At 56.4% G+C, this 26,666-nt stretch carries 25 protein-coding genes; 9 read left to right on the forward strand and 16 right to left on the reverse strand.

What is annotated here, in order from left to right:
• Positions 1-20 precede the first annotated feature (20 nt).
• From SMC3_RS08565 to SMC3_RS08615, 11 genes are all read right to left on the reverse strand, one after another.
• The gene (locus tag SMC3_RS08565) at positions 21-1,400 is read right to left on the reverse strand and encodes an ADP-ribosylglycohydrolase family protein (protein WP_119088105.1); all 1,380 of its coding nucleotides are present in this window, start codon (positions 1,398-1,400) and stop codon (positions 21-23) included.
• The gene (locus SMC3_RS08570; RefSeq protein ID WP_119088106.1) at positions 1,397-2,290 is read right to left on the reverse strand and encodes an ABC transporter permease; all 894 of its coding nucleotides are present in this window, start codon (positions 2,288-2,290) and stop codon (positions 1,397-1,399) included. The genes SMC3_RS08565 and SMC3_RS08570 overlap by 4 nt, the downstream gene beginning before the upstream one ends.
• Positions 2,287-3,324 (reverse strand): ABC transporter permease, encoded by a 1,038-nt coding sequence (locus SMC3_RS08575; protein WP_119088107.1) that lies wholly within the window; start codon positions 3,322-3,324, stop codon positions 2,287-2,289. The genes SMC3_RS08570 and SMC3_RS08575 overlap by 4 nt, the downstream gene beginning before the upstream one ends.
• Entirely contained in the window at positions 3,305-4,858 is a 1,554-nt protein-coding gene (locus SMC3_RS08580) for an ABC transporter ATP-binding protein (RefSeq protein WP_207799166.1), read from the reverse strand. Before SMC3_RS08580 ends, SMC3_RS08575 begins: the two co-directional genes overlap by 20 nt.
• A 12-nt stretch (positions 4,859-4,870) precedes the next feature.
• Positions 4,871-5,887: a BMP family ABC transporter substrate-binding protein gene (locus SMC3_RS08585; RefSeq protein ID WP_119088109.1), complete on the reverse strand. Its 1,017-nt coding sequence runs from the start codon at positions 5,885-5,887 to the stop codon at positions 4,871-4,873.
• Positions 5,884-6,849: a ribokinase gene (locus SMC3_RS08590; RefSeq protein WP_119088110.1), complete on the reverse strand. Its 966-nt coding sequence runs from the start codon at positions 6,847-6,849 to the stop codon at positions 5,884-5,886. Before SMC3_RS08590 ends, SMC3_RS08585 begins: the two co-directional genes overlap by 4 nt.
• 2 nt (positions 6,850-6,851) lie before the next feature.
• Positions 6,852-7,862 (reverse strand): LacI family DNA-binding transcriptional regulator, encoded by a 1,011-nt coding sequence (locus tag SMC3_RS08595; protein WP_119088111.1) that lies wholly within the window; start codon positions 7,860-7,862, stop codon positions 6,852-6,854.
• A 2-nt stretch (positions 7,863-7,864) separates the two neighbouring features.
• Positions 7,865-8,416 carry a dCTP deaminase gene (gene dcd, locus SMC3_RS08600; RefSeq protein ID WP_119088112.1) on the reverse strand — a complete coding sequence of 184 codons (552 nt, stop codon included), beginning with the start codon at positions 8,414-8,416 and terminating at the stop codon, positions 7,865-7,867.
• A gap of 105 nt (positions 8,417-8,521) precedes the next feature.
• Positions 8,522-10,135, reverse strand: a complete 1,614-nt coding sequence (locus SMC3_RS08605; RefSeq protein ID WP_119090064.1) for a Mur ligase family protein — start codon at positions 10,133-10,135, stop codon at positions 8,522-8,524.
• The gene (locus SMC3_RS08610; protein WP_119088115.1) at positions 10,132-10,917 is read right to left on the reverse strand and encodes an alpha/beta fold hydrolase; all 786 of its coding nucleotides are present in this window, start codon (positions 10,915-10,917) and stop codon (positions 10,132-10,134) included. The genes SMC3_RS08605 and SMC3_RS08610 overlap by 4 nt, the downstream gene beginning before the upstream one ends.
• A gap of 9 nt (positions 10,918-10,926) precedes the next feature.
• Positions 10,927-12,132, reverse strand: coding sequence for a D-alanine--D-alanine ligase family protein (locus SMC3_RS08615; RefSeq protein ID WP_119088116.1), 1,206 nt, complete (start codon positions 12,130-12,132; stop codon positions 10,927-10,929).
• Positions 12,133-12,314: 182 nt separating this feature from the next.
• On the opposite strand from SMC3_RS08615, the gene SMC3_RS08620 reads away from it, so the two are divergent.
• Positions 12,315-13,448 (forward strand): aldo/keto reductase, encoded by a 1,134-nt coding sequence (locus SMC3_RS08620; RefSeq protein WP_119088117.1) that lies wholly within the window; start codon positions 12,315-12,317, stop codon positions 13,446-13,448.
• Here the strand turns inward: SMC3_RS08620 and SMC3_RS08625 are convergent.
• On the reverse strand, positions 13,441-13,917 hold the full coding sequence (locus SMC3_RS08625; RefSeq protein ID WP_119088118.1) for a Fur family transcriptional regulator: 477 nt from the start codon (positions 13,915-13,917) through the stop codon (positions 13,441-13,443). The two genes, SMC3_RS08620 and SMC3_RS08625, sit on opposite strands and share 8 nt — an antisense overlap.
• A 4-nt stretch (positions 13,918-13,921) precedes the next feature.
• Positions 13,922-14,743 carry a putative manganese transporter gene (locus SMC3_RS08630; RefSeq protein ID WP_119090065.1) on the reverse strand — a complete coding sequence of 274 codons (822 nt, stop codon included), beginning with the start codon at positions 14,741-14,743 and terminating at the stop codon, positions 13,922-13,924.
• A gap of 443 nt (positions 14,744-15,186) precedes the next feature.
• Here SMC3_RS08630 and SMC3_RS08635 point away from each other — a divergent pair, with 443 nt between their 5' ends.
• The 7 genes from SMC3_RS08635 (at position 15,187) to SMC3_RS08665 (ending at position 19,603) form a co-directional block, all read left to right on the forward strand.
• Positions 15,187-15,372 carry a hypothetical protein gene (locus SMC3_RS08635; RefSeq protein WP_119088120.1) on the forward strand — a complete coding sequence of 62 codons (186 nt, stop codon included), beginning with the start codon at positions 15,187-15,189 and terminating at the stop codon, positions 15,370-15,372.
• Between the two features lie 161 nt (positions 15,373-15,533).
• Positions 15,534-16,106 carry a hypothetical protein gene (locus tag SMC3_RS08640; protein WP_119088121.1) on the forward strand — a complete coding sequence of 191 codons (573 nt, stop codon included), beginning with the start codon at positions 15,534-15,536 and terminating at the stop codon, positions 16,104-16,106.
• 51 nt (positions 16,107-16,157) lie between these two features.
• Entirely contained in the window at positions 16,158-16,790 is a 633-nt protein-coding gene (locus SMC3_RS08645; protein ID WP_119088122.1) for a hypothetical protein, read from the forward strand.
• Positions 16,747-17,664, forward strand: coding sequence for a Swt1 family HEPN domain-containing protein (locus SMC3_RS08650; protein ID WP_119088123.1), 918 nt, complete (start codon positions 16,747-16,749; stop codon positions 17,662-17,664). The genes SMC3_RS08645 and SMC3_RS08650 overlap by 44 nt, the downstream gene beginning before the upstream one ends.
• Before the next feature lie 145 nt (positions 17,665-17,809).
• Entirely contained in the window at positions 17,810-18,007 is a 198-nt protein-coding gene (locus SMC3_RS09300) for a hypothetical protein (RefSeq protein WP_126850820.1), read from the forward strand.
• Between the two features lie 52 nt (positions 18,008-18,059).
• The gene (locus SMC3_RS08660; RefSeq protein WP_119088125.1) at positions 18,060-18,572 is read left to right on the forward strand and encodes a hypothetical protein; all 513 of its coding nucleotides are present in this window, start codon (positions 18,060-18,062) and stop codon (positions 18,570-18,572) included.
• On the forward strand, positions 18,569-19,603 hold the full coding sequence (locus SMC3_RS08665) for a serine/threonine protein kinase (protein ID WP_119088126.1): 1,035 nt from the start codon (positions 18,569-18,571) through the stop codon (positions 19,601-19,603). The genes SMC3_RS08660 and SMC3_RS08665 overlap by 4 nt, the downstream gene beginning before the upstream one ends.
• A 163-nt stretch (positions 19,604-19,766) precedes the next feature.
• Here SMC3_RS08665 and SMC3_RS08670 read toward each other — a convergent pair whose 3' ends face one another.
• The gene (locus SMC3_RS08670) at positions 19,767-21,107 is read right to left on the reverse strand and encodes a hypothetical protein (RefSeq protein WP_119088127.1); all 1,341 of its coding nucleotides are present in this window, start codon (positions 21,105-21,107) and stop codon (positions 19,767-19,769) included.
• A 49-nt stretch (positions 21,108-21,156) separates the two neighbouring features.
• Complete coding sequence (locus SMC3_RS08675) at positions 21,157-24,333, reverse strand: type ISP restriction/modification enzyme (protein ID WP_119090066.1); 3,177 nt, start codon at positions 24,331-24,333, stop codon at positions 21,157-21,159.
• Positions 24,334-24,559: 226 nt separating this feature from the next.
• Between SMC3_RS08675 and pepT the strand changes: the two genes are divergently transcribed.
• Complete coding sequence (gene pepT / locus SMC3_RS08680) at positions 24,560-26,272, forward strand: peptidase T (RefSeq protein ID WP_119088130.1); 1,713 nt, start codon at positions 24,560-24,562, stop codon at positions 26,270-26,272.
• A gap of 76 nt (positions 26,273-26,348) precedes the next feature.
• Here pepT and SMC3_RS09640 read toward each other — a convergent pair.
• The coding region (locus tag SMC3_RS09640) for a molybdopterin cofactor-binding domain-containing protein (protein ID WP_207799733.1) at positions 26,349-26,666 on the reverse strand (318 nt) is incomplete at its 5' end.

Raw genomic sequence — 26,666 nt, forward strand, 5'->3', positions numbered from 1 at the left:
GAATCTACCTCCCTGAGATACTAAAGCATGCCACGAGCCAGCCGCACCGTTCGCTCCGCCAGGGCGTGGATCGAGAGTCGTTCTTTACCTGGAATATACGTTTCGAGCCGATCACCGATGGGGTCCGCCCACACGGCAGGAACTCCACCCATCACGCCCAGGACCGTTCCGACGAGACCGGCATTGCAGTCAATGTCGAGTCCGCCACGCGCCAACAGGGCGAATGATTCCGTCATATCCCGACCACCATACCAGAGTGAAATGGTGTCCGCCGCCATATTCGGGTAGGCATGGATCCAGTTGTACTGCTCAAACCGCTGCTCGGCCCATGCAAGCACCGAGGAGACGTCCGATTCCCGCGTGACCATGTCCAGGCACTCGTGCAGGACGGCGGCGTATTCGCTCCCCTGAGGGAGATATCCCGCCGCTTCGACCGCAACGACACGCGGATCATCGCGCACATAAGCGAGGGCCGTTAGCGCTGCCGCATACATGCCCCCATACACGCCGTTTGCTGCATGGGACACGACCCCGTCGAGATGAGCAAGCCTTACCGCCTCAAGTGGTCGCCCCGGCGCCAGCATGCCGCAAATCATCCCGCGCATCTGAACACCAATCCAATCCGAATACGGATTTCGGTAGCTTCCCGATTCGGGCGGAGTGAGACCAGCACGCAAGTTCTGGATAGCAATCCATTCTGCCGACCAGCCAAAAGGTATTTGCCGCAACCATTCGTCGGCAATGTCCTGCGACGTAAGACCGCGTCCATGTGACTCGAACGCGTCAAGGAACGCCAGCTCATAGACAACGTCGTCGTTCATCGTCTCGGGATCTGTGACATAGGAACGGACGTCGCCATAGACCTCTGAGATACGTTGGCCCGTATATCCCTCGATGGCAGTGCCAAATGCACCACCCGCAAGCTGGCCGACCCATCCAGTCAATGCCTTCTCCTCGACGCTATCCGGCTGCTCGTCTTGCGGCGTGCCAGCCGCGGGCAGGCGAGACAGAACTTCGTCCCACGAAACCGGGTGTTCGAACCCGAGGTAGGAACACAAGGGGTCCTGCGGTGCAGCAAACAGTGCGTCGAGGTAATGAGCGGTGAGTATGCGCAGCGCAGGAGCGTCTCCACTGCGAGCCAAGCGTAAGCCTTCTGGGATAAGCGATACTGCCACACTCTCATCGAAGCCCTGATTCTCCATCGACTGAGCTGCCCCGCGATAGAGGCACTCCGGAGCACCTGATCCCGGCACACGACTCTCCCAGAGCATGAACATCATCTCATCCTGCCCCTTCTCGGCTGCGGTCTGCTCAGACCAGCTGCTTGGATGCAGGCGCCGGTCCAGCGGAACGGCAGAACGCCGTATGTCACGTTCCACTTGCCATGCCTTGATTCTCATGCCTGCCTCCTCTTCTTGCGAACGGAATACAGGTACAGGGAACCGAGTGTCGCGACATAGGGGATCATGGCCGTGAACTGGGTAGGAATCCGACTGCCCTGCAGGAATACCGTCAGACCATCGAAGAACCCGAACAGCAGCGATATGACCGCGATGCCCCAAGGATTTCCACTGACCAGAATGACGGCCGCCAGCGAGATCCAGCCGCGCCCAGCTGACATGTTTTCGGCAAACAGCCGCACATACCCAAGAGAGAGGTACGCACCTGCCAGACCACAGCACACAGCACACACAATGAGCGACCAGATACGTATCATCGATGCCGGAACGCCACTCGAATTCAGACACACAGCATTGTAGCCTGCAGCGCGGAGCCGGAGCCCAAAACGAGTCCTGAAGATGACGAACGCGGAGAGCACGGTTGCCAGGACGGCGACGTAGACGATGAGGTTGTACCCGCTCAGCAACCTCCCCAGAAAGGGGATTCCGTCAATCAACGGCAGCTTCACGGATGGAATCGCGCGGATGCCGGCATCGGTGAAGGCTCCCTTGACGTGAAAAATATCGCGCAACAAGAACGTCGTCAGGCCCACCGCGAACAGATTCAGCGCTATGCCTGTCAGGAATTCGTCCGTATGAAGTTTCACGGCAAACAGAATGAAAATGCCGGCCATGATCAGCGCCCCGGCTATCGCGCACAGAACGCCAAGGAACCAGCTGTGCAGGAAGAACGACCCGAGAACGGCACAGAACGCACCGACCAGCATCATTCCTTCCATGGCGATGTTGAAGATGCCGGCATAGAAGGTGAATGTTCCACCAATGGCCGCCAGCAGGATCGGCGTGGCTCCGACAACCATGGCTGAGACAAGCCCGAACAGGACGTTCATCGCGCGCTCTCCTTCAGTTTTCGCCTGGTCGCCAGCCGGTCGAACACCATGTTCAGAGAAACCCTGCCCGCCACGACGACCAGCACAATGACTGCCTGCAGTACATCGATAAACTCCGAAGGTACGGCAGTGACGAGTTCCATGCCTATGGCGCCCTGCTGTAACGCGCTGAAGAGCAACCCATAGAGGAACGTCCCCGAGATGCCATTGCTGGCTACGACTGCAATCATGATACCGTCCCAGGCATAGTTAGCGCCCAGCCCCTTGACAAAACGATGGGGGCCACCCATGATCATCAGCCCTCCGGCAAGCCCCGCGAGGGCTCCGGTGACCAGCATGACGCGGACATAGTTGGCGTCCACCTTGCATCCGCCGATCCTCGCAAACAGTGGGTTCTGTCCGGTCATGCGCCATTCATACCCACTGCGGCCTCTACTCATGATTAGCCAGCAGATAACTGCTGCAAGCACCATAAACAATACACTTGTGTTCACCCCTCCCAGATCGGGCAGCCATGCAGCGGTGTTGATGGATCTGGTCATGGGACTCGAAGCTGAGGGGTCAAACAGCGGGTACGTGATGACCCACAATGCGAAGTAGTCAGCGATGAAATTGAGCATGAGCGTGACAATGAACTCATCCATGGCGAAAGCACGTTTGAGCAGTGCTGCAAGCCCCGACCATAGCGCCCCACCGAGAAGAGCCGCCAGGATACACAGCGGGATAAGGAATGCCGAAGGCAGATGGACGAACAACCCGATCAGTGTCGCACCCAAGGCCCCCATCTCGAGCTGACCCGGCTGTCCAAGGTTCACGGGGCCGGAAGCAAACGCGATCGAAGCTGAGAGTCCTGTCAGGATCAGGGGAACGGCTCGCGTCAACGTAGCAGTGAATCCCGACGCACTGAACAACGAGTACTGGAGCAGTGCACCGTAGGTCGCAACCGGATTGAACCCCTGAAGCGCCAGCACGAGCGCTCCAATGACGAACGCAGCCAGGACGCCGAGAATCCCGCTAAGAGTCTGTTTCCGCATGTGCAGCATCCTTTTTTCCCCCGAGCATATAGTACCCGACCTCTTCACCATTCGTCGCGTCCGTGGCAAGGTCCGCGACCACGTCGCCCTGGCACATGACGACGATGCGGTCGGCCACCATGAAGAGTTCGTCGAGGTCGGCCGATATCAACAGGACAGCCCGTTTCTTGCTTCGCAGGGCCAGGAGCAGCTGATGGACATATTCGATGGAACCGACGTCCAAGCCTCGCGTCGGCTGGTCCATAAGGACGAACGGCGTTTCCAGCAATAGCTCACGACCAAGAATCACCTTCTGCTGGTTGCCTCCCGACAGCGAATGGAACGGATCCGATAAGTGCCCCATGTTGACAGCAAACTGGTCTCGAATCTGATCAACAAACTCGGCTGCATGCCGGTAGTTGAGTCCAAGCCCCTTCCACGTGCGAAACCGTGGGTCAAGGATGTGGTGTGTCATAATGGCATCCTCCAAAATGGACGCCGCCAAACTCGCACCCATCTTTCCTCTGTCCTGAGGAACGAACGCAATCAGCGTCCGTCTGGTCAGGATGTCGGCATGCGTAATATCCTTCCCCTTCACCTCAAGTGTCCCTGATGTCATTGGGACCAGACCCATAATTGCGTTCACCAGCTCGAACTGGCCGTTCCCCTCGACGCCGGCCACTCCCACGATCTCGCCGGCACGCACTTCGACGTTTGCGTCATGCAGTCTTGCGCGATGCTCGGTGTCGCTGCAATTCAGCCCTTGCGCACGGAAGACGATCTCTCCGGGTTCCTGAGGCTGGCGCCGCGATGTGAACAGGACCTCTCTTCCCACCATCTGCCGAGCCAGATCCTCTTTCGTGAGCTTAGACGCAGCGGACGTACCTACGATCTTGCCACGCCGCATGACGGTCACCCGATCGCTCAAGGTCAGGACCTCGTCCAGCCGGTGAGATATGAAGATGATCGTGTGTCCTTTGTCCCTGAGACGCGCCAATTCGGTAAACAGCTGGGGGATCTCCTGAGGTGTCAGAACCGCCGTCGGCTCGTCCAGAACAAGCACGGAGACATTCCGGTAGAGTAGTTTGAGGATCTCGACCTTTTGGCGTGCAGCCACCGAGATATCTCCTACCAGTGTGTCAGGATCCAAGTTGAACTGAAACTCCTCGATCTTCTGGCGCACTGCTTCACGCGCCCTATGAACATCGATTGTCCCGAAAGCGCTGACGGGCTCGGCGCCCAGGACGATGTTCTGCCATACCGTGTACTCCGGAATGAGCAGGATCTCCTGGTGCACCATACCTATCCCGGCGGCAATCGCTTCACGTGGCGTCCTGAATTCGACCTTGGCACCCCTGAAGAAAATGTCCCCTGCGTCTCGGCGCTCGAGGCCATAGAACACCTTCATGAGCGTGCTCTTCCCAGCTCCGTTCTCTCCGACCAGCGCGTGGATCTCGCCGGATTCAAACGATACCGACACGTCAGCAAGCGCGACGGTGTCCGGGGGAAACACCTTGGTGATGTGCTGCAGGTCGATCAGGACGTCACGTGCCACAAACAGCCCGTCCTACTGGTACTTGGTGACCGCGAGCGTACCGTCGATGATCTGCTGACGGACTTTACTGATGCGATCGAGAATGCTCTGCGGAAGAACTTGCACCTTCGCCTCGGTCACCAAATCAACAGTACCAGTATTCATACCGTACTTCAGAACTTGACCCGGCTTGTACGTGCCGTCCTTGATCGTCTTGTAGACATCTTCGATGGTCTTGCCCACGTCCTTGATGTCCGATGCGATGACGTAACCGGGTTCGATATCGTTCTGATTCGTATCGACGCCGATTGCGTACAGACCACGCTCCTTGGCTGCCTGCAGAACACCAAGGCCGGTTTCAGAAGCTACCTGGAATACCACATCGCATTTCTTGTCATAGAGACTAAGGGCGGCCTGCTTGCCTTTGGCCGGGTCATCCCAAATGCCAGCGAGCACGACGCGCTCGACCTTGATGGCCTTGTCAATATAATGCACACCGTCCTCATAGGCCTTTACAAAAGCCATCACGACGGGATCATCCGCCGCTGCGACAACGCCGACGACCTTGTCGGCGTTGACATTCTTGATGCTCATATCTGTCGTTGTAAGACCGGCACAGACGCCCGCGAGAAACGCACTCTCTTCTTCGATGTACTTGATGGAGGTTATCGTGTTCTTGCTGTTCTGAACGATCGTGTCGATGTTGACGAAGATCTTGTCTGGATACTTGTCAGCCATCGCTTTCAGGTTGTCCTCGAACGCATAGGAAATGACGAACACGACGTCGCTGTATTGTGCAGCAGCCTCCAATCCGGGCTCGTACTTGCCTGCATCGAAGTTGCACTCGATCGTTCTGGTCTCGACTCCATACTGGCTCTTGATATTGTCGATCCCTTTCTGGCCAGAATCGTAGAACGCATTGTCGCCAAGGGCTCCATTGATGAGGTAGACGACTTTGTCGGTCTTAGGACCAGTTGCTGTCGGCTTGCAACCGGAAAATGACAGGCCTATGATCATGAGCGCAAGCAATATACACAGTATTCTCTTCATGTCGACTCTTCTCCTTTGTCCTTCAGATCTGCTGCTCTGGGCATCCAGTCTTCCTTGCGCAGCCTTGCCTCAAGAAACGCAGTCACTTCCACTTCGTCCGGCATCGATTGCTGAGCACCCGGCCGCGTTACCGTAAGCGCACCCGCAGCCATCGCCCAGTAGAGCGCCATGTCGGGGTCAAACCCCAAGTCTATCGACGCGGCAAATGCTCCCTGAAAAGAATCGCCTGCAGCAGTCGTATCGACCGATACCACCGAAAAGGCGGGCACCTCAGGACTCTCGAACGCGCCAACCGCAAATGCACCCTTTTCTCCCCGCTTCACGACGACGGTCCGTGCGCCCAAGCCCAGAAGGACTGCTGCAGCCTCTTTGAGATCGGTGGTTCCGGCAAGCGCACGTGCCTCACCCTCGTTCGGCATGAGGTAGTCCACATCGGCGAATACCCCCGACGTTAGTATGATGGACCTCCAGGGCGAAGGATCGAGGATGACAGTGGCCCCTCTCAGATGTGCCACGTGAGCTGCCTCGCGAACGACTGAAAACGGGATTTCGCACTGCAGCAGGAGGACGACCCCGGGCCGCAGCAAGCCGTCCAGCGTCTTGAGTTCGGCGGCACCGACGGCACCATTTGCGCCCGGGACGACCACAATGCGATTCTCGCCGTCCCTTTCCACCAGGATACACGCAACACCTGTCGACAAGACTGGATCCACCATGACGCCGCCAAGATCCACTCCATAGGCCGACAACCCATTCATCACGTCCCGCCCAAAAGCGTCTGATCCCACACGACCCACCAGGAAAGTCTCCGCTCCCAGTCGGGCAGCCTGTACCGCCTGGTTCGCACCTTTCCCACCCGGGTTGGTGAGCCATCCAGTCGAGACAATGGTCTCACCCTGGTCCGGCGCACGCTCGCACTGGACAACCAGGTCCATGTTGATGCTGCCGAATGATACGACCACGACTACAAGATAGTTGTCGAAAAATGCTCTACAGAAGTATTCCGGAGAGCTGTCGAATCCCGGACCACAAGCTCCGTCGGAAGAACCACCGGCTGACGTGGCACATGACCGGCTCTCATGTCGAGAATCGCTCTCACTGCCCGTCGCCCCATCTCATAGGTCGGCTGTCGCACCGTCGTCAACGACGGACTGAAGATCCTCGCAAACGCGATGTCGTCAAAACCAGTGACCGATATCCGTTCCGGCACCGGGACACCCACTTCTGCAAGTCTCGCCAGAACGCCAAATGCACACAAGTCATTGGCACAGACGACACCCGTCGTGCCATCTATCATGGACTCGGTCTGCTTCATAGCTCCGTAGCCGTCGTCGATGTCAAAACCGGCACGCACGACGTCGAAACTGATATGGTGCAGACGGCACTGGTCGCGGAACCCTCTGAGCCTGTCTTCAGTTGTAGAGATCATTGGAGGGCCTGAAAGATACAGCAGTTTTCGGTGCCCCAGTCCCGCCAGGTAGTCGACAACAGCCTTGCTCCCGCCATAGTTGTCGGCATTCACCTGTGACACCAGGGACCCGGAGAGTCTACGGTCCATGACAACTACGGGAATGCCGGCCGCCAGCTCCGCTACATATGCATCTCGTCGGGAAGCGCTAGCCACTATGACTCCCGCCACAGTCAGATCATGCAGAGAATGCAGGTACTGCTTCTCCTTGGCCACGTGACCGTCACTATTGCAGACGATGAGGTTCAGGCCATGCTTGCGTGCTTCATCCTCCGCGCCTCGCACGATAGCTGGAAAAAAGGGGTTCGTGATGTCTGGAACCACCAGTCCAATGAGATCGGATTGGCCAAGGACCATGGCACGTGCGATAGGGTTGGGCTTGTAGTCCAGCTCCCTGGCCACCTCCAGGATGCGCTCACGCAGTTCCGGCCGCACCATCTCCGGTTTCGAGAACGCCCGCGACACTGTGCTTGTGGAAACGCCCAGCTTCCGCGCGATTTCCCTCATGACTACTCTACCCGCGGCAGCCAGATACCTGTCTGATTCTGGTACTTCCCCTTCTTGTCCTGATAGGAGACGCTGCACATGTCATCTGCTCCCATGAAGAGGACCTGAGCGATCCCCTCGTTGGCGTAGACTTTTACGGGGAGTGGCGTCGTGTTACTGATCTCGATGGTGACGAAGCCTTCCCATTCGGGCTCAAGTGGTGTCACATTAACAATGATACCCGCTCGAGCATACGTACTCTTGCCAATGACAAGACACAAGACATCCCGGGGAATCCGGAAGTACTCGAGACTGCGCGCAAGAGCGAAGGAGTTCGGTGGGATGATGCAGGAATCACCGTTCATGTCCACGAAACTTCGCCCGGTGAACGCCTTTGGATCGACAATGGCATTGAAAACATTGGTGAAGACCTTGAACTCGTCCGCCACACGCATGTCGTATCCATAGGATGACACGCCGTATGATACGACGCCCTTGGGGCAATCTGATGCGAACGGTTCGATCATGCCAGCCAATGCATGGGCCGCGATCCAAGTGTCAGATTTGATTCCCATCTCCCGCCTCCAAATCCCGATTTTCGCCTGCAAACGCTACCATTGTGTTCAGAAGCATCCAAACTTCAAGGTTGACAGCCAGCCACCGCTCTCTCAGACGTCATATCACTCATTATAGGTGTCAGGGAGGTCGTTCTCAAACAACACCGTATCACCGGGTTTCAGCAGGCTTTGCATGAGTCCCGTGACCTCCTCGAGAGAACGAGCCGTGAGGATGTTCGTCTCTGGGAAACCAGCCGACAGCAATCCCTCGCGGACCGGTCGAGTCTTTTTCGGACCGACAAGGATCACCATGTCCGCCGCTCCAGCCGCCCGCCTGCCCGCCTCGATGTTTTCGGTATCCTCTGCTTTTCCCAATGACACCAACCCGGGAGTGACGAGCACCCGTCGCGAAGGAAAAGCGGCCAGCACCTCCATCGCCATGGCAAACCCGGCAGGATTCGAGTTGTAGGCATCATCGATGATGCGGACGCCGCCGGCGCCGGCCATCATCTGCAGCCGATGAGGTGGCGCCTGCAGCGTGGCGACACCGTCCTGGATAGCGTTCCAGGACACCCCCAGCTCACGCGCCACTGCGACCGCCAGCAGGATATTCTCAACGTTGTGCCGGCCGAGCAGCTTTGTACAGCATGCGATCCGCTGACCTTGATTCATCACGACATCAAAAGACAGGCCGTCAGCACTCATCACGATGTTCTCGGCATGCAAGTCAGATGACAACGATCCGCCTGCGCTCGCCCTCAGGATTCTCTTCCCCTGTACGCTCCCGATTTCTGCAAGGACAGGATCATCGGCGTTCAGGACGACCGTGGATCCGCTCCCAGGCATGCTGACGAATCCCTTCATGACGCGCCGGATGGCAGCCTCGGAACCGAACTCTTCGAGATGTTGCAAACCGACCGACGTCACGATCGAGATACTGCAGGGGACCAGACGGAGAAGATGCTCAAATCCACCCTTCTCATTCTCGGCGAGTTCCACGACGAACACCTCGTGCTCAGGGCCGAGCTGTCCGCGAATGACCCGGCAGATACCCATGGCCGTGTTGTAACTCTCAGGCGTCATCAGAACACGGTACCGTGCCTCGAGCAGGTGCGCCGTGAAGAATTTGGTGCTCGTCTTGCCATAGCTCCCGGTAATGCCGACGACGGTTGGAGCATACCCTGCAAGGGTCCTGCGGGCGTCTCTGACGTACCAGTCCCGTATCGACGCCTCAACGGGCTCCATGATCATGCAGCTGATAACCAGGATGACAGGAGCCAGCGTCGGCAGGAGCCAGGCTATCGCGAGAGCGAGTCTTGCCTGTCGAGCAAGCAGTATCAGACAAATCCCCAGACTGATGATTGCAGCACACGCCAGCAGGCGTCGCGCACGCGGAGTCATGACCAGAGCTTTCTTCACTGGACTTCGTGCCCTGAGACGGCGTTCCCACAGCAATCCTGTCAGGCCGACGGCGATCGATAGGCCGCAGGCGATGACGTCTTTCGACGATACCGACTCAAAAGGCAAGAACAGCACGACGACCCCAAGGAGACCAAGGAGATCAAGCATGGGATTGGCGGCCATCTGGTCGATATGAAGGACAACCCAACGCACGAACCGCAGGGTATCGTATTCCTCGAGCTGCAGCATATGAAGGAGGTGGACTATTCTTACCAGGGCAAGGGCGAGCACAGTACCGGCGGCCAGTAGTGCGAGGACTTCAGCCAAACCTCTCATCCTGTCGCACCTTGTCGCGTCCCATGGAGAAAGGCGCCGACTACCGCATTCACAAATGTCGGACTGTCAAGATAACTGAAGTGGCCGGCACCTGCAACGACAATAAGTCGGGACCCCTTGATCAGCTGTTCCATCTTTCGTCCGTCCGCAATTGGGGTTGCTGCGTCCTTCTCGCCCCACAGAAGCAGCGTCGGGGTCTTGATGGCCCCAAAACATGCGGTAAGGTCGAGATTGACGGTCTTCACCATGGATGCCCTCATCACGCCAGTCGTTGCCCGATAGTCGGCACTGCCAAACCGCATGGCAAGGCGTTCCCGTAACGCGGGCCCCTTCGTTCCAAGGATCGGAAGACGCAGGACTGTCTGGGCGGTCTTGTAGAAAAGTCGCCGCATGCGCCGTCTGAACGTCGCTGATGGTCTGATGCCGGCGGCATCGATAAGGACCAGAGCCTGGACAGCTTCAGGCGCGTACGCCGCCAGCCATATGGCGATACGGCCACCAAACGAGTGTCCGATGTACGTCGCACACGAGATCCCCAGGGAGGCCACTGCTCTCTCGACAAAGGCGGCATATTCGGGCGTACCCCAGGGAACTGGAGGAGGGTTGCTTCCGCCAAAACCCGGCAGGTCAAACGCAAGAACCCGATACGTGTCCCGCAATGCCACGATGAGGGGCGTCATGCTGGCTGCCTGACCTCCCCAGCCGTGCAGGAGCACGACGGGATCGCCAGACCCTTCGTCCACATATGAAAGCGTGATGCCGTCGACTAGCGTGATCGCCATGAGACGATGTCAGACCTTCCTGGTTCCGGACTTGCCCTTTGAACCCAGCCTCAGTATGTCTGATACATCGTAGCTGACGATGTTCGACCTGCGGTCTTCGAATGCTTCGCAGGCCAGGTTGATCAGGTTCGTGAGCAGGTCCCGATACTGCATGCCCACAGCCTCCCAAAGGTAGAATGACAGAGCACCTGGGATCGTATTGATCTCGTTAACATAGACAGCTCCAGATCCATCGATCAGAAAATCGACCCGGACAACACCGCGGCAATCGAGAGTCGTGAACGCGCGGCACGCCAGTTCCTGCACCCGATGGGTAAGGTCGTCGCCGAGATCCGCCGGCACCTTGCGTGCCTCTGCCTTCTGGGGGCCGCTATCTGACCCAGCCGTGGTCTTGTACCCCACTTTGTACTTGGCGTCGTAGTCGAGGAAGGCGTGTGAGCTGAAGACCTCCTCGCATGCCGATGGCATTGGATCGTCGTTGCCCAGAACGGCACAGTTAACCTCGCGATGATCGACAACAGCCTGCTCCACCAGCAGCTTCCGGTCAAAGTGACTGGCGACCTCCAGTGCGTATCGCAGCGTATCGTGATCCGTCGCGCGCGTGATGCCGACACTGGAACCAAGGTTGGCTGGTTTCACGAACATGGGAAACTGAAGGTGCTGCTCGGCATCACGAAGGCAGTCATCCGGTGAAGAACGCCAGGCGCGCCTGCTGAAACTGACGTAAGGGACGACCGGGATTCCGGCTGCCGCAAACAGCTGCTTCTGAAATACCTTGTCCATGCCCAGCGCAGAACCGGTGACGCCTGCGCTCGTGTAGGGGATCCCCAGTAACTCGAACATGCCCTGCATCGTCCCGTCTTCGCCGTTGGTGCCGTGGTTGCAGAACAGTGCGACGTCGACAGCCAGCGGCTCCACATCTGTAGCATGACTCATGAAGCCTCTATGCGGGACCTGCACGACAAAAGTTGATTTTCCGGCAAAGGGCTGCAACTGCACGCGTTGTGCCTTGCCCGGAAGACCGGCCAGATCACGGAACGCGTCCATCGTCTTCAGGGCTTCTCCGGTGAACCACGCACCCTCTTTGGACACGTAGAGCGGGATGACCTCAAAGAGCTCTTCGTCCAGAGAATTCATCGCCTGAACGGCGGTAATAATAGAGACCTCGTGCTCCACTGAGCGCGAACCGAAGACAACGGCGACTCTCTTCTTCATGCATAGCTCCTTGCACCGGCCCCACAGGGAGAATATTGCCTGAAAAGCCTGTGAATTGCTGATTTCATACACATTCAGTCTATTCCCTTTGAACGGTATTGCAACGGACCAGACGAATTTGACAGAGATGTCCGACGTTATATATTGGAATACGAACCACTTTCTGCGAAAGGGTGTGCCACATGAACTACAGGACGTTCGGGAAGCTCGACTGGAAACCGTCTGCACTCGGATTTGGCACGATGAGACTGCCTACTGTTGGCGAAGATCCCTCGGTCATCGACGAACAGCAGGCCATCACGATGCTTCGTACCGGCATCGACGGGGGGATCACCTACGTCGATACGGCATATTCGTATCACGGAGGCAAGAGTGAAACGCTCGTCGGCAAAGCCCTTCAGGAAGGCTACCGTGGCAAGGTGCACCTTGCCACCAAGATGCCCTCCTGGCTCATCGAGTCACAAGCGGACATGACCGGGCGGTTCGAAGAACAGCTGCAGCGCATGCAGACCGACCATGTCGAGTTCTACCTGCTGCACGCCCTCGACGCTGCACGTTGGCATAAACTGCGCGATGCCGGGGTCCTCGAGTGGGCGCACGAACGCATCCGGGAGGGTCGCATCGGTCATCTGGGCTTCTCCTTCCATGACACCAACACAGTTTTCCGGGAGATCGTGGATGCCTATCAGGAGTGGACATTTTGTCAGATCCAGTACAACTTCCTCGACGAAGAAACGCAGGCGGGTACCGACGGACTGCATTATGCAGCATCCAGGGGACTGGGGATCGTCGTCATGGAGCCTCTGCGCGGTGGAAAACTGGCAGTGCCAAACGCAGAGATCTCAGCAATGTGGGGCACAGCCTCCACAAAACGGTCGGCGGCCGAATGGGCCCTGGACTGGGTGTGGAACCACCCCGAGGTCTCGCTGCTGCTCAGTGGCATGAGTACGCTGGCACAGGTTCAGCAGAATCTGGATGCTGCCGGCGTGTCAGCAACCGGCATGCTGGCTCCCGGCGAGCTGGACCTGATCGCAAGCGTCAGGGATGCCTACAACGCCCTCATCCGTGTCCCCTGTACAGCTTGCAGCTACTGCATGCCCTGTCCGCAGGGTGTCAACATCCCGGGCATGTTTCAGCTTGTCAATGAGGGGTCGATGTTCGGAAGCTGGGATACGCAGCGCAAGAGATATGCCCAGATGAAGAGCGAAGGTTCATCGGCTGATAGCTGCATCCGTTGCGGAGCATGCGAGGACAAGTGCCCACAGCATATTGCCATTCGCGACGAGTTGGCTAACGTCGCCGAGCAACTCACCTGATTCTCTGGTCCGATCCTGGAGATTGTCGTCCAGAACGGCAATGACGGCAGTATCCGTACAACACGAGGCTGTGATCAGTGACCTCAAAACCGAGGTCCTCGGCCGCACTGTCGACGGAATCCTCAACAGGACACTTCCGGATCGGGAACATCTGATGGCACCCCAGGCAGACCATGTAATGCCGATGAGCGTGTCCCACCAGCTCAAAGAACGCGTGGCCGTCATTGCTGAGTAGCGTCCGTTGCATGCTGCCGCGACTGACGAGTTCATCCAGGGTCCGATAGACCGTGGACAGCGCTATGTCCGGCATGGTCGCATTCACGCGCTCGAGAATGTCTTCAGCTGTCAAAGGAATGCCCGACTCACGAAGGACCTGAAGAATGATCCGACGATCCCTCGTCATCCTGAACCCCTTCAGCTGCCCGGGAACTTGATTTGCTCCCGCTTCGTGCCTGTGCTCCGAATCCATGACGTCACTTCCCCAACAGAGACTGGATCAGGATGCCGGCAGCCACACTGATGCCGAGCAGCCAGGCAACGACCTTCAGCGTATTCTTGGTATCGTGGTTCTCACGAAAGAGCACGATGAGTCCCAGTCCGCCCGCAGCCCCGAGACCTGCCACCGTGGAGCCGAAGCTGATTGTGCCAGCGATGTACAGCTGCGTGACCGCCACACTGGCGGCACAATTCGGTATGAGCCCGAGAAGGGCTACCAGAACAGGCTGGAAGACCGTGTGAGTAAGGAATACGCGCGACAGGTTCTCCTGCCCGACCCGATTGATGAGCAACCCAATGACAAGCGATGTCACCAGAACAAACAGGATGATCTGAGCCGTTCGCTTCGTCGCCGACCACAGGATCTCCTTCCAGTCGATGCTGCCGGTCTCCTTGCTCGTACACGATGCACGAGTACCGTCACAGGAACAGCTCTCCTCACCGATCCTCACCGCATCCTGCTCGGCCTTCCGGCGGTCCTGGCATTCCTGCGTACGCCNNGGCTTCGAAAGAAGGATGGGCAGGGCTTCGTCAGATGTGGCAAGGTACACCGCGATGATCGTGCCCATCGTGAGGAGTCGTTGCGTATATAGTGCGCTTGCCATGACCGAGAAACCACACTGGGGAATGGCACCCCCCACCGCTGCGATGACAGGCCCGACGTGCCCCGCTTTCTCGACAGCATCGACGATCCGCTGCTGCCACCTCGCCTCAACGTATTCCAGTATCAGGTAGACCCCAAACAGGATTGGCACCATGTTGAGCGTATCCCTGAGAGCATCCAGAATAACTTTCACCACAGGCCAACCTCCTCTCTACATGCAAATGATTTGCAACAAGACAACCTTCAGTATACTCGCGAGAGGACGACATCAACCCGCAAACGGTGATTACGGCCATTCATCCGTTGGTCGTGTCAACTCATGCAAGAATGGAGGTGAACCGCCCTGCCTCCGTCATTCCCGCACGCCAATTCGTCATTCCCCCCCGAGCCCGAGGATGTTATTGTATCCGAGGGTGTTCTGCATGTTTGTCCAATGCGAGGGGCGCTTTCGGCGAAGGCGGGAACCCATCTTGAATCCGTCGTTCCCCCGAGCCCTTTTGTACAAGGCGAGGGGTGCTTCTCCGCGAAGGCGGGAACCCATTCCTTGTCTCTTGGCAGTTGACGCAACTCCGCGCTGACGCTCTTCGCCCTTTTGCGCTATACTGCCTCATATTGATTGACACAGCAAAAGGAGCTGGCATGGAAGAGGCGTCACCGATAGGGTTCGTCCTAGGCACCAAGCTCGGAACCATGATCGTACACCAGCCCGACATCCCCGCCCCCGTCCTCATCAACTTCCCCCTCCCCGCTTGGGCCACCCGTGGCGAAGAGGTCGACGACCAGGACCTAAACAAGGCAGCACGAGAGTTCGCGGAGAAGTTCTAGGATGAATCGCTGGACGCTATCCCTCTTGTGATCTGCCATTGCGCCGATAGGCCATTCTGATCATGTCAAACCAGGAACGGATTCACGGGAACGCTGCAACCACGGTCAATCTGAAGAATCACTTGGTCAATGCGGGAATATGTGGGATGGAGGAGGAGACAATGACCGACAACGAAGTCAGAATGTCTTTGGTTCTTGGAAATTGCTCTTTGGAGGTTTCGGGAAGTGAAGCTTTCGTAAGAGAGCAAGCGCAATGGTTTGGCGCGCTTATGTCCTCGAGGCAGGACGCTGAGTCCTGTTCCAATGGCGAAGTCCCCCAATCCGGGGATTCAATTCCCGACAGCACCAATTTGCCAGCACCAGTCAACATGGGTCAGGTGAACAATCCGTTTCCCCGTGTGTTTCATCTCGCTTCTGGGAAGGTTCAACTTCTCCTCAAGAAGGCTCCAGGTGGCAAGGCAAAGCAAAGCCAAATGCGCAGCCTCGCTCTGTTGTATCTGCTAGCCAAGGACCTACAGGGAGTAGCCAACGTAGATTGGTCAGAAGTCAAGAGCTTGTGCGTGGCATATGCTTGCCTTGACGAGTCCAACTTTGCGGAGGTATTCGCTGACCCCAGCACTTTCGTGGTGTCAGGAAAGCGTGGTTCAAGAACTGCTTTCCTGACGGTTCTCGGAAAGGGAGAGGCAGAAGCCCTCGCCAAGCAACTCAACGATGGAACTCCAGGTACGCCCTGAGTCAACTCAGGTAGGATGGCGCTAGCATCGGCGAAGGAGGATTGACAAGCCATGGAAGACAATGCAGGAAGCAATGGTCACGTTCGAGTTCATTTGACAGTGGGCGACGTAGACATCGAAATCGAATCTTCTGAAGCTTCCATTGAGAAGGTGTTTGACCGCGTTGCTGGATTGATTGAAGTATTGCCCGACAGCGTCCAGCGTGTTGAAGGTACTGGACAACCAAGTTCTGGAACTTCAGATATGCAGTCCACGGGCAGTGCCAACACCGTAGCCGTGTCTCCCGCCATCCCTGGTGACGGATTAGATCAGAAGAAACACAGAACGCCCTCTACAGCAAAGCCGGAGTATCTCCGCAAAATAGACCTGGGTATTTCTCCAGAGCAAATGGGCGCATTTCGTGATTTCTACAAAGAGAAAGCCCCCGTGGGACAGAACGACCAGGTCCTTACTGTAATGAGTTGGCTAAGCAGGAACCTCGGGAGTCCCAAGCTCATCCGGGATCAAATCTTCACAGGGCTTCGTACGGTGGATGAAAAGATCCCAAAGCGCCTCCAATCGGTCATATCCAATCTTCTTCAGCGCGACTACATTTTGAAGGATGGAGACGGATATGTTATGCACCACACAGGAGAAGATCATGTCGAAAAGGATCTCCCGGCAAAAGACAACGGAACCGCATAGCGTCAGCGTGACTCAGAACGACGGTTTTGACGCACTGTTCCAAGTGTTCTGCAACCAACTGGTGCTCCGCAAGGAGACTCAGTTGGGAGAAGCCATCGCTTTTGCATGGTTTCACGACAAGACAGTAGGCGGCCCGGTTTCCTTCCTGGAGATTATGGCATTCTTCGTTCGCGCGAAATTGGCAAGACCTAACCGAAACCGCCTCCGTACCGCCATTTCGATGTCACGAGACATACATAAAGCCGTTCCTGGCAAGGACTTGTTTGACGTTGACAGGAAGACGGCGATTCGGTTAGAGAAGCAGTATGGAGCTGTCTTGGCAGCCAAACCCGCTGAGCATCCGTCCTTGGTCGACATTAGAACAACACCATATCTGGGCGCAGAAGAGATAGCACAAGCCCAACGCATGGGCGATCTATACATGCTGTGGTACTGTCTCGAAAACTCTATCCGGCAATGCATTGAGAAGACTCTCGCTGACCGCTTGGGACCCAAATGGTGGGATATTGCTTCTAATGCTGAAATGCGCACGAAGATGCAACAGCGCCAAGACAAGGAGCGAAAACAATCATGGATTGCTCCCAGGGGTTCTTCTCCCCTGTTCTATGTTGACTATACAGACCTGTTGGCCCTCATTCATAAGTACAAGGTTGATTTCGAGGCAGTCATACCCCAAGAGGAATTCGCAGAATTGCGCTTCAGAGAGTTGGAGCAAATCCGCAATACTCTGGCCCACAGTGGCTTTCTCCCATCTGAAGATGATTTTGATCGTGTCTCGTTGGCCTTCCGTGACTGGTGTCGTCTTTCCTCTGGAATGAAGAAGGGCAGTCAAGCCAAAATCGGCACTGGCAAGGCTTCTACTAGCAACTCGTGAACTTCTCTTTGAGATGGACTCTCTGGGCTGGGACTTTGTGAAACTGCGCTCCTTCAGCACTCCTATCGCTCTAGCAGTAAGCGCAACTTCATTCCTGCGTACCACAGATCACGGTTCCATTCGGCGAACCGCGCTGGACTCTGATGTGAACGAACTTCATGGGCACGGTTGCGTGCCCAATTCCTTCCTCATCGTCCATCCCAGCACATTGATCGCGCACCAGCCCGACATCCCCGCCCCCGTCCTCATCAACTTCCCTCTCCCCGCCTGGGCTACCCGTGGCGAAGACGTAGACGACCAGAACTTGGACAAGCAGGCACGAGAATTTGCGGAGAGATTCTGAGTTGAAATCCTTACGAAAACAGAGCTTGTTGGAGACAAATGGAGAGAGTGCCATGGAAACGAGTCAGCACAAATGCGCGTTGGGTATGTTCACATTGACCAACTACTTCTATTGGGCAGTGCTTGAGCAAGACAATGCCTCACCGACTTTGACAGATCGACGTAGGGAGGATGTGCCCAAGATAATGACCACTGCACAACTGATGAAATGGTACGCAGGTCGGGTCTCAAGTCTCCTGGAAAGCTATGAGCCCACTATTGTGGCAGCACGGCTTCCGATAGCGGGGCGTGGCTTCGGTCTGAAAATCGAATTCGTGGAGAGGGCTGTCTTTCCGAACGCGATTGTCCATTTCCTGTGCCAACAAATAGATCCCCCAATTCCCGTACTAGACTGCGTCAAGCAATCCTTCTCCCCAAAACGTTTCGGATTAACGAAACAAGCCGGAAAGAAGGACGCTGAGTTACTATCTGAAGAGTGTGATTCCACATTTGCTCATGACGGACACTATTGGGACGAGAACCAGAAGCAGGCCGTGCTTGCTGCTTGGTTGGCGCTGCGATCATGATCCCGATTCCCTCGGATCTGGGCGAATACCATCTAGATAGGCTTATCGACCATGGCAATTTCGGAGCCGTGTACGAAGCACATGACATTCATCTGGGCAGGAAGCTGGCACTGAAGGTCGTGCCAATTGACGATCCTCGGAACGCTGGTGAAATCTTTGAGAAGATCCAAGAAGCCTCTCTGCAGTATCGTTCCAGACATCCGTATGTGATTCAGGTGAACTCGGTTGTGCTTCTGTCCTGGGATGGCCATGCCTGTGTTGGCATAGACATGGAGTACGTCGATGGCGGATCACTTCAACATGAGTTAGCCAGTCGGTTCATCTCATGTCACGACTGCCTCAGGTATTTTGCTCAGATTCTCAGCGGGTTGGAGCACCTGCATACAAAGGGAATTCTCCATCGAGACATCAAGCCGAGCAACGTCATGGTGGCCAAGTCCGGAATACGCTTGGGCGACTTCGGACTAGCTGGCATTGTGAGCGAAACGTGGGCCCCATATGCAGTGGTGTACAAAACCCACAGGGCTCCTGAATGGTTTTCTGGTGCACCATGTTCAGTCCAGAGTGACATCTATGCAACGGGAATGACGCTGTTCAGGTGTCTAAACAACATCTCGGACTGGCACTCAAAGTGTGAAACCATCGAAGATCGTGAGCAGGTGATACGCAGCGGCCGTCTCGTAACAACTATAGGCTTCGAGCCGTTTGTTCCGGACAAACTTAGGCGAATAGTCAACAAGGCTACCAACCCGAGGCTGGAACATCGCTACCAATCAGCATCGGAGATGCAATGTGCATTGAACTCTTTAAGGCCTTTGATTGACTGGCGTCGACTGTCCACGTATCGGTGGACGGGCTCACAAAACGTTCCAAAGGGTGATGACAAGAACTACCTTCTCACGGTGTCAGGCAGGCGTGTTGAGGTTTGGTGCAACAGGCGTCGCATCCAGGACAAGTGTCACGAATATCAACAGCCTGAGAACGCCCTTGCGGCTGCCCACGAGTACATTGCCGATACGACCCTCATGTAGCAGGAGGATGCCACGTCCGCGGAGTAGATCGCACCATTCGCGTGTTCAGCGAGTCTTGCTCAAGTGACGCGCCCTCTGGTCTATCAAACCACTGTGGCTCTTGGAGGTAGACCACACGGCACCCGACTCGGCCCCTTGGTGGAACTCGTCCGCCTAGTGAGCGCTACGACTCAGCTGCTACCTCCCAATCGTTGATCAGATTTTCGATGGCATTGACGTCTCCCTCATATTGTGAGTGATTGACTATGTGGTCATGATACTTGGTCGCGGTCAACAAGACATTGGCTTGTGTCTCTGGAACCATATTCCTGTACTCATTCTTCAGAAGCCAAAAGGCTGCCTGTCTAGTAACTTCCTCGATTTGCGGTTGAAAGCTCTGGTTCAGTAGCGCTCTGGTAAACTCAGACGCGCGCTCGGGCGCAATCCAAGCCCCGATGCCCGACACTGATTCCAGCAGATCTTGCTCAGCATTCACGCTACAAACGCGGTCTAGAACATCCCCGATGATGAGACTTCTGTCTTCATCCGATGCATACTCCAAGTCTGCCATCTGCAGAAGCTCTGTTTCAACCTTGACGGCAGTAGCCGATGTGGCCGCTGTTAGCAGACACGCTATTGCATGAAGTCCTGCACGTTTCTGTGCTGCTGTACCCCAATCGAAGGCAATCCGATATACCTGCGCATCGGCCTTGCGACTCAACTCGGCAGCCGCACGCATATCCTCATAGCCCTCAGACTCCTCACTATCATAATCGTAGGGATAGGCAGAGATTCGCTCCAGAGTCTCGTCTGGTCTGCGACACTCCTCCTGGAAAGCATCTGGAGCAACACTGTCCAGCAGCTGAGTGATTTCAGTCGGTCTGGTCTTGCTCAGCATGGTCTCGAGGATTGTACGGGCATTCGCGTCCCTTTGTGCCTTATCCATGATATCTTCAGCTCTATAGGGATAGCGTACAGCTGACTCTTTCGATAAATCGGAACACAACCGAAGTACAAATGCACGAGCGGCCAGAGCTAAGCCTTCATCTACATGCTCCTTCAGTCTCAACTCGCGGCCAGGATGAATGAAATTGCGGAAATCCACTACCGCCAATGACATTGCATAGGCTGTTCTGAGGCCGCTGGATTCTCCGGACTTCCTCGCCACTGCACCCTTGCTGACCAGTTGGGTAAACTCCCATCCGGCATCTGGTAGTTGCTCACAAGCCACTACGTCCACTCCAATAGCAGCATCTATAAGCTTTTGCAGTCCGATACCGGAAACAGCAAGATCTTCAACCTCAGCTTTACACTTACCTGTCACCACGATGTAGTCCATGAGAACAGCCTCTGCAATGCTGCCGGCCAAGATGCAAGCCGATTTCCACATGTTTGCCAAAATTGCCTTTGTCAGCTCTGAGTAGTCGCTCTCAAGGGACTTTCTCAAATCTTCGGAACTTATGAAATCGAAAGATGCTGGGCCATTCAGCGATGCAACATCTGCTTTCTCAGTCTGGTCGGACATGTTCAATCTCCTTCCTGACAGCCGTGGTATGTGGCATCCCCGCAAGACATCAGGTATCCCCCTCGTGGAAGATACTGGTCACTACCGAATCGATAGCGCATTGCAGATCTGTTGTTTTGGAGAGTACAGTAACGACACGAGAGTAGTGGATGGTGTCGGCGCTCGTGAGGAAGCGGCCTTTGCGATCTTTGAGCCACTTGGCGAGGACTTGATAGCCGCCAATCTGGTAGGTCCAGAGGTCGGGGGTGATGCCATCGAAGTACTGGGTAGGATTGATGCTGACGCGTCCGCGGTCGGCGTCGTACTCGACCTTGGTGACGGCGCTGTCGCCCTTGCCACAGAAACGGCTGATAGGGTTGTCGAGTTCGGGCGAACGCATTAGGTGCAGGTCAATGAGCTGCTGACCCAGTTCAGCCAGTTTGAAGAAGGTATCGCGGTCCTTGGTGAACGGGATGCGCGGAAAATCGGACTTGAGGAAGTCAGTATAGCGCTCACGGTAGGTCGGTGAGTACAATACTGCATAGATATATGCCAACAAATCCTCGGGCCCGAACGTGCCGTCTGTGGGGTTTCCGCAACCATCTGGAAGGAACTGCAAGCCAAGATCTTTAGCCAAACCTTCGACAACCGCGGATTTGAGGTTAGGAACACGACCACCCTGTCCTGGCGGCCATTGCGTATTTTCAAACAATTCGGATGTCGTCCCAGTGACGGCGCCACTCGTGTCAGGATACAGGTACAGCGGGAAGATGTAGTTGTACTCGCGCGTCTGCAAGGAGATGGTATTGCCATCAATGGGGTGCTCGGTAATCCATGCGTGTTGGAACGTTGCCGAGGAAAGCTGTCTTGTCGTGACTAGCCCTAGGTTAGGTGAGATCATATGCCGCATGACCTCGAATCGTGGATAAGCGACCCAACCTTTGGAACGTCGATCGAGAACCGTCCAACGAACGTCAAAAGGACGGTATTCCAGGACCGTCAGAGGTTGATGCTCAGCCAACACGTTTCGAGCATGTTCTGATGCCCATCGAATTGTCCAATCGCGACCATCGGGTGGCAGTCCATACTTCGACCGCAGACCTTCCGGGCCGTCTGCCGATGCGAAATCCGTCAGCACACGCCTCAGCTGCTCCTCTGACCACGCTATGGTCACCTTGTCTCGCTTCGTCTGGATACCACTGGAGTCGATTTCGAATAGCTCGTCCAGTCGACGCATGTCTTGCCACTCTTCGGCTCCTTCTGTTCCTCTTGGCACAAACCAAAACTCGGGAGCGGCAGGTACCAAGTCGGTCCATGCGGTCCCCCCAAGGGTGTTCGCTCCAAGCCACTCATACTTGGATTCTCGTGTTCCCCACAGGTCAGCATAATGAACGCGAGGTCCGGCCAGGTCCCCTTTTCTCTTCACGAACAACGCAATGCAGACACCTTGTTGGATATCAAACACGTTCTCGTCCAAGCCGCCGTCTGGAGCGTGTTCCTGTCGCTTGACGCTCCCATGCAAATTCAGGACATAGATGTCGCCGAATGTCGCCGCCAGCGATGAACGCATCACACGATGCGTTACGCCATCCAGATACGTGTTGTTTGTGATGAACCCTAGGACGCCCTCGCCCGCTTGGTCGATCTTCCACTGAGAAAACCGGATGAACTTGATGAAGTCGTCATCGAGGTTGATCTTCTTCTCATCAAGACCCTTCTTGTAGTCCTCCAGCAAAAGGCGAATCCATGCTCCTTTGTTCTGCTGACCGAAGTTGGAGTATGGGGGATTGCCCATGATCGCCAGGACGGGTTGACGCCTCTTGACGGCACCAGCCGCCAGTGACTCCTCGGCAAGCCCAGCCATCGACTTGAACTGGCCGGGTTTGACGACAGTATCCTCGAGCGTATTGGTGAGGTACAGTTTGAAGCGGTCGTCGGAACTCATGGTGTAGCCCAGCTCAGTGAGCAGGATGCCCATGCGCAGATGACCGATGGCATAGGGGGCCATCATCAGTTCAAAGGCGTAGAAGTCGCGCAGCACATGCCCCTTGATCCAGCTGTCCAGACTGCCGTCACCGTACTTGGCCTTGTAGGTTGCGGCAGCCAGGCGCACGGCAGTTGCAGGGAAGGTCATGGTGCCCGCTGCAGGATCGAGGACGGTAACACTGGGGTCGGCCAGGCCGTCGGGCTTGCCAAAGGAGTCGCGCAGGATCTGGTCCACGCTGCGGACGATGTAGCTGACCACTGGCTGAGGTGTGTAGTAGACACCATGCTGTTTCTTCTTGGCAGGATCGTATTCGCCAAGGAAGGTCTCGTAGAAGTCGGCCACCGGGTCACGGCCGTTCTTGTCGTAGCCACTGAACACCGTATCCGTGTCGGCCACCGCCAGGACATCCGCGATGTCGTCGATGATGACACGCAGGCGTTCGGGAGTATCGCCGATAGAGATGTACTTGAACAGCTTGCGCAGGATGCCGATGGTCGCCGGGATGCCATTGAGCGCAGTCTCGCGGGTAAAGGTGCCGGTCACGCGCATGCGCGCTGCGAACAGGCCGTAAGTGATGGTCTGCGCGTAGAGGTCGGCAAAGGTGTCGCTGGTCAGGTCGGACATGAGGACTTGCTTGAACTCTGCCATCAGGTTGACGAGTTCGCTGTTGAGTTTGTGCCCCTCATCGTCGAGCAGTTGTGCCAACACCTGTTGTTGCAGGTAGCGCGTACGGTCAGCCAGCGCCACTGCCAGCGTCTGGGCTGTGTACGTACGGGGCAGCTGGAAGTCGAAGAAGCGTTCCACCAGCTCGCGGAACTGGTCCTCGTGCTGCAAGGGCACCTTCATGCCCGCCTGCAGCGCCTGCAGGGACCCGATCGTCACGGGCTGGCCCATCGGCTGTCCGAAGCGGTAGAGGCGGAACTCCAGGAAGTTGGTGAGGATGACGTTGGGGAAGGCGGCGCGGTACCGCTTGAGCTGTTCACTGACTTCGACGCGGTCCAAGTTGGTTTCTTTCGGCTCCTTGGCCTCGATGTAGCCGGTGACATGCTGCTGGCCACTCCAGACACGCATGTCCGGGTTGCCTGCCTCCGTCTGACGAGGGAGGACGGTCAGCGTCGCGTGCGCGCTGCTGAGCTGCGACCCCAGCTCTTCCCAGAGCTGCTTGAGCACGTCATAGTATGACTCCTCGCGCGCGTCGCCGCGGTGATACTGCTGCGCGACTGCCCCCAGATACCTTTCCACCGATGCCCTGAACGTCATGATCCCTCCCTGAACCTTGCTGGTGTTTCCATGTAAAGCATTGTAGTCCTAAATACAACAAGATGGACTCCCGCCTGCGCAGGAGTGACGGATCCGCCGCTGGGAAGGGCAGGTTCGAGACAAACTGGACTCCCGCCTTCGCGGGAGTGACAGATTAGGCTGTACGACCGAACGGTTTCGCGTACAATGAACGGTGCCGCTTCCGAGGCGGCGAAACGAGGGACTCATGACGGAAAACGAAGATCTTGTACGGACAACAATACGGTCGGGCGACGCGACTCTCTGCGCAGTCGCAGATGGAGCACTCCTCTACCAACTGACCGGCAGGGGGATCGGCGCGCTTGTCCTGGCGGTCGAGAAGGAACGTGCGGTCAGCCACGGTTCTCTGGATTGGGGAGACAAGCTGGTGGGACGGGCAGCAGCGCTCCTGTTCACGCTGGTGCGTCCCCGGTCGGTCTTCGCCTTGACGATGAGCACCGGCGCACAAGACGTCCTGCACGCAGCCGATATTCCATTCACGTGCGACGCACTCATTGTCGATGTGCTCAACAGGACCGGCACAGGACCGTGTCCGATGGAGGCAGCGGTATCAGGGATCGTTGACCCGCTGGCCGCACTGGAGAAACTCAAGCAAGTGAGTCAGTCACTATCAGATGCTGGGCGCAATCATGCACCCGAGAAAGGGGAGTCGATGAACAACCTGGTGGATCGTTTCCTGCACTACACGTCATTCGACACGCAGTCGGACGAGAATTCAGTCACGTTTCCCAGCACCAAGAAACAACTCGTCCTTGCCCATGAGCTGGACGCAGAGCTGCAAGGGCTTGGGCTGAAAGACTCTTCTGTTGATGCGAATGGCTATGTCACAGCGACCCTTCCCGCCAACTGCGAGCATCCGAACGCGGTTCCAGTCATCGCATTCCTCGCGCACATGGACACGTCTCCCGACGCGTCGGGCATGGGCGTGAAGGGGCGTATCGTCACTGCCTACGACGGCCAGGACATTGTTCTCAATGCAGAGAAGAACATGGTCCTGAGCCCAGTCGACTTTCCAGACATGCTGTTGCACAAAGGCGAGGACTTCATTGTAGCGGACGGAACGACTCTTCTGGGAGCCGACGACAAGGCAGGCATCGCAGAGATCATGACCGCTGTGGAGTACCTGCTGGCGCATCCTGAGGTGAAGCATGGAACCATCAAGATTGCATTCACGCCAGATGAGGAAGTTGGACAGGGTGTCGACCGGTTCGACGTAGCGAAGTTCGGGGCCAAGTATGCCTACACTCTCGACGGCGATGAACTGGGCGGCCTGGAATATGAGAACTTCAATGCCGCATCGGCGGAATTCGAGATCATCGGGAAAAGCATCCACCCTGGTGCTGCAAAAGGCATCATGAAGAATGCGGCTCTCATAGCGGCAGAGCTGACAACGCTGTTCCCCTCCGACGAAACGCCTCGCTCAACTGAGAAGTACGAAGGTTTCTTTCACCTGACCAGTATCACTGGCGCGTGCGAGAAAGCCGAAGCCAAGTATATCATTCGCGATCACGACAAGCACCGTTTCGAGCGGCGCAAGAGCATGGCGCATGCTGTCTGCGACTTCCTGAACGCGAAGTATGGCGAGGACACGGTCACAGTTCACGTGCGCGATTCCTACTACAACATGCGCGAGGTTATCGAGCAGAACATGATCCTCGTGGACACCGCCCGCGGTGTCATGGAGAAACTCGGCATAGTCCCTCTCATGAAGCCCGTTCGTGGTGGAACTGACGGCTCACGGCTCAGTTACATGGGGCTTCCCTGCCCCAACCTGTTCACCGGCGGCCGCAACTACCACGGCCCCTTCGAGTACATCGTCATCCAATCCATGGAGAAAGCTGTACAGGTCATCGTTGGCATTGCGGAAGCGTTTGCGAGTCGATCAGCGACTACGCTGTGAGCTGACAGGAAATACTCCAGCAAAAGGGGGGCGCCTGATTGGCGCCCCCCTTTTCGTTCCACTTTCCAAAGCTTGATCAAATGCTCTTGCCGCGCAACGCTGCCAGAACTCTTTCAGGATTGTAGGGCGTACGGTGAAGACGAATCCCGGTCGCATCGAAGATTGCATTGCCGATTGCGGGGATGGGTCCATTGATGCCGATCTCGGCCACCGACTTGGCGCCCCATGGTCCAGTCGGTTCATAGTTGTCGACGACGATGACCTCAGTCGGCGGCATGTCGCGCCGAGACAGTATCTTGTAGTCGAATAGCGAAGGATTCGTCATGTTGCCGTGGGGTCCAAAATGGTACTCCTCGGTCAGCGCAAATCCTATACCATTGGCTATCGCGCCCAT

It is taken from the genome of Candidatus Cryosericum hinesii (assembly GCF_003570985.1).
Lineage (GTDB): Bacteria > Caldisericota > Caldisericia > Cryosericales > Cryosericaceae > Cryosericum > Cryosericum hinesii.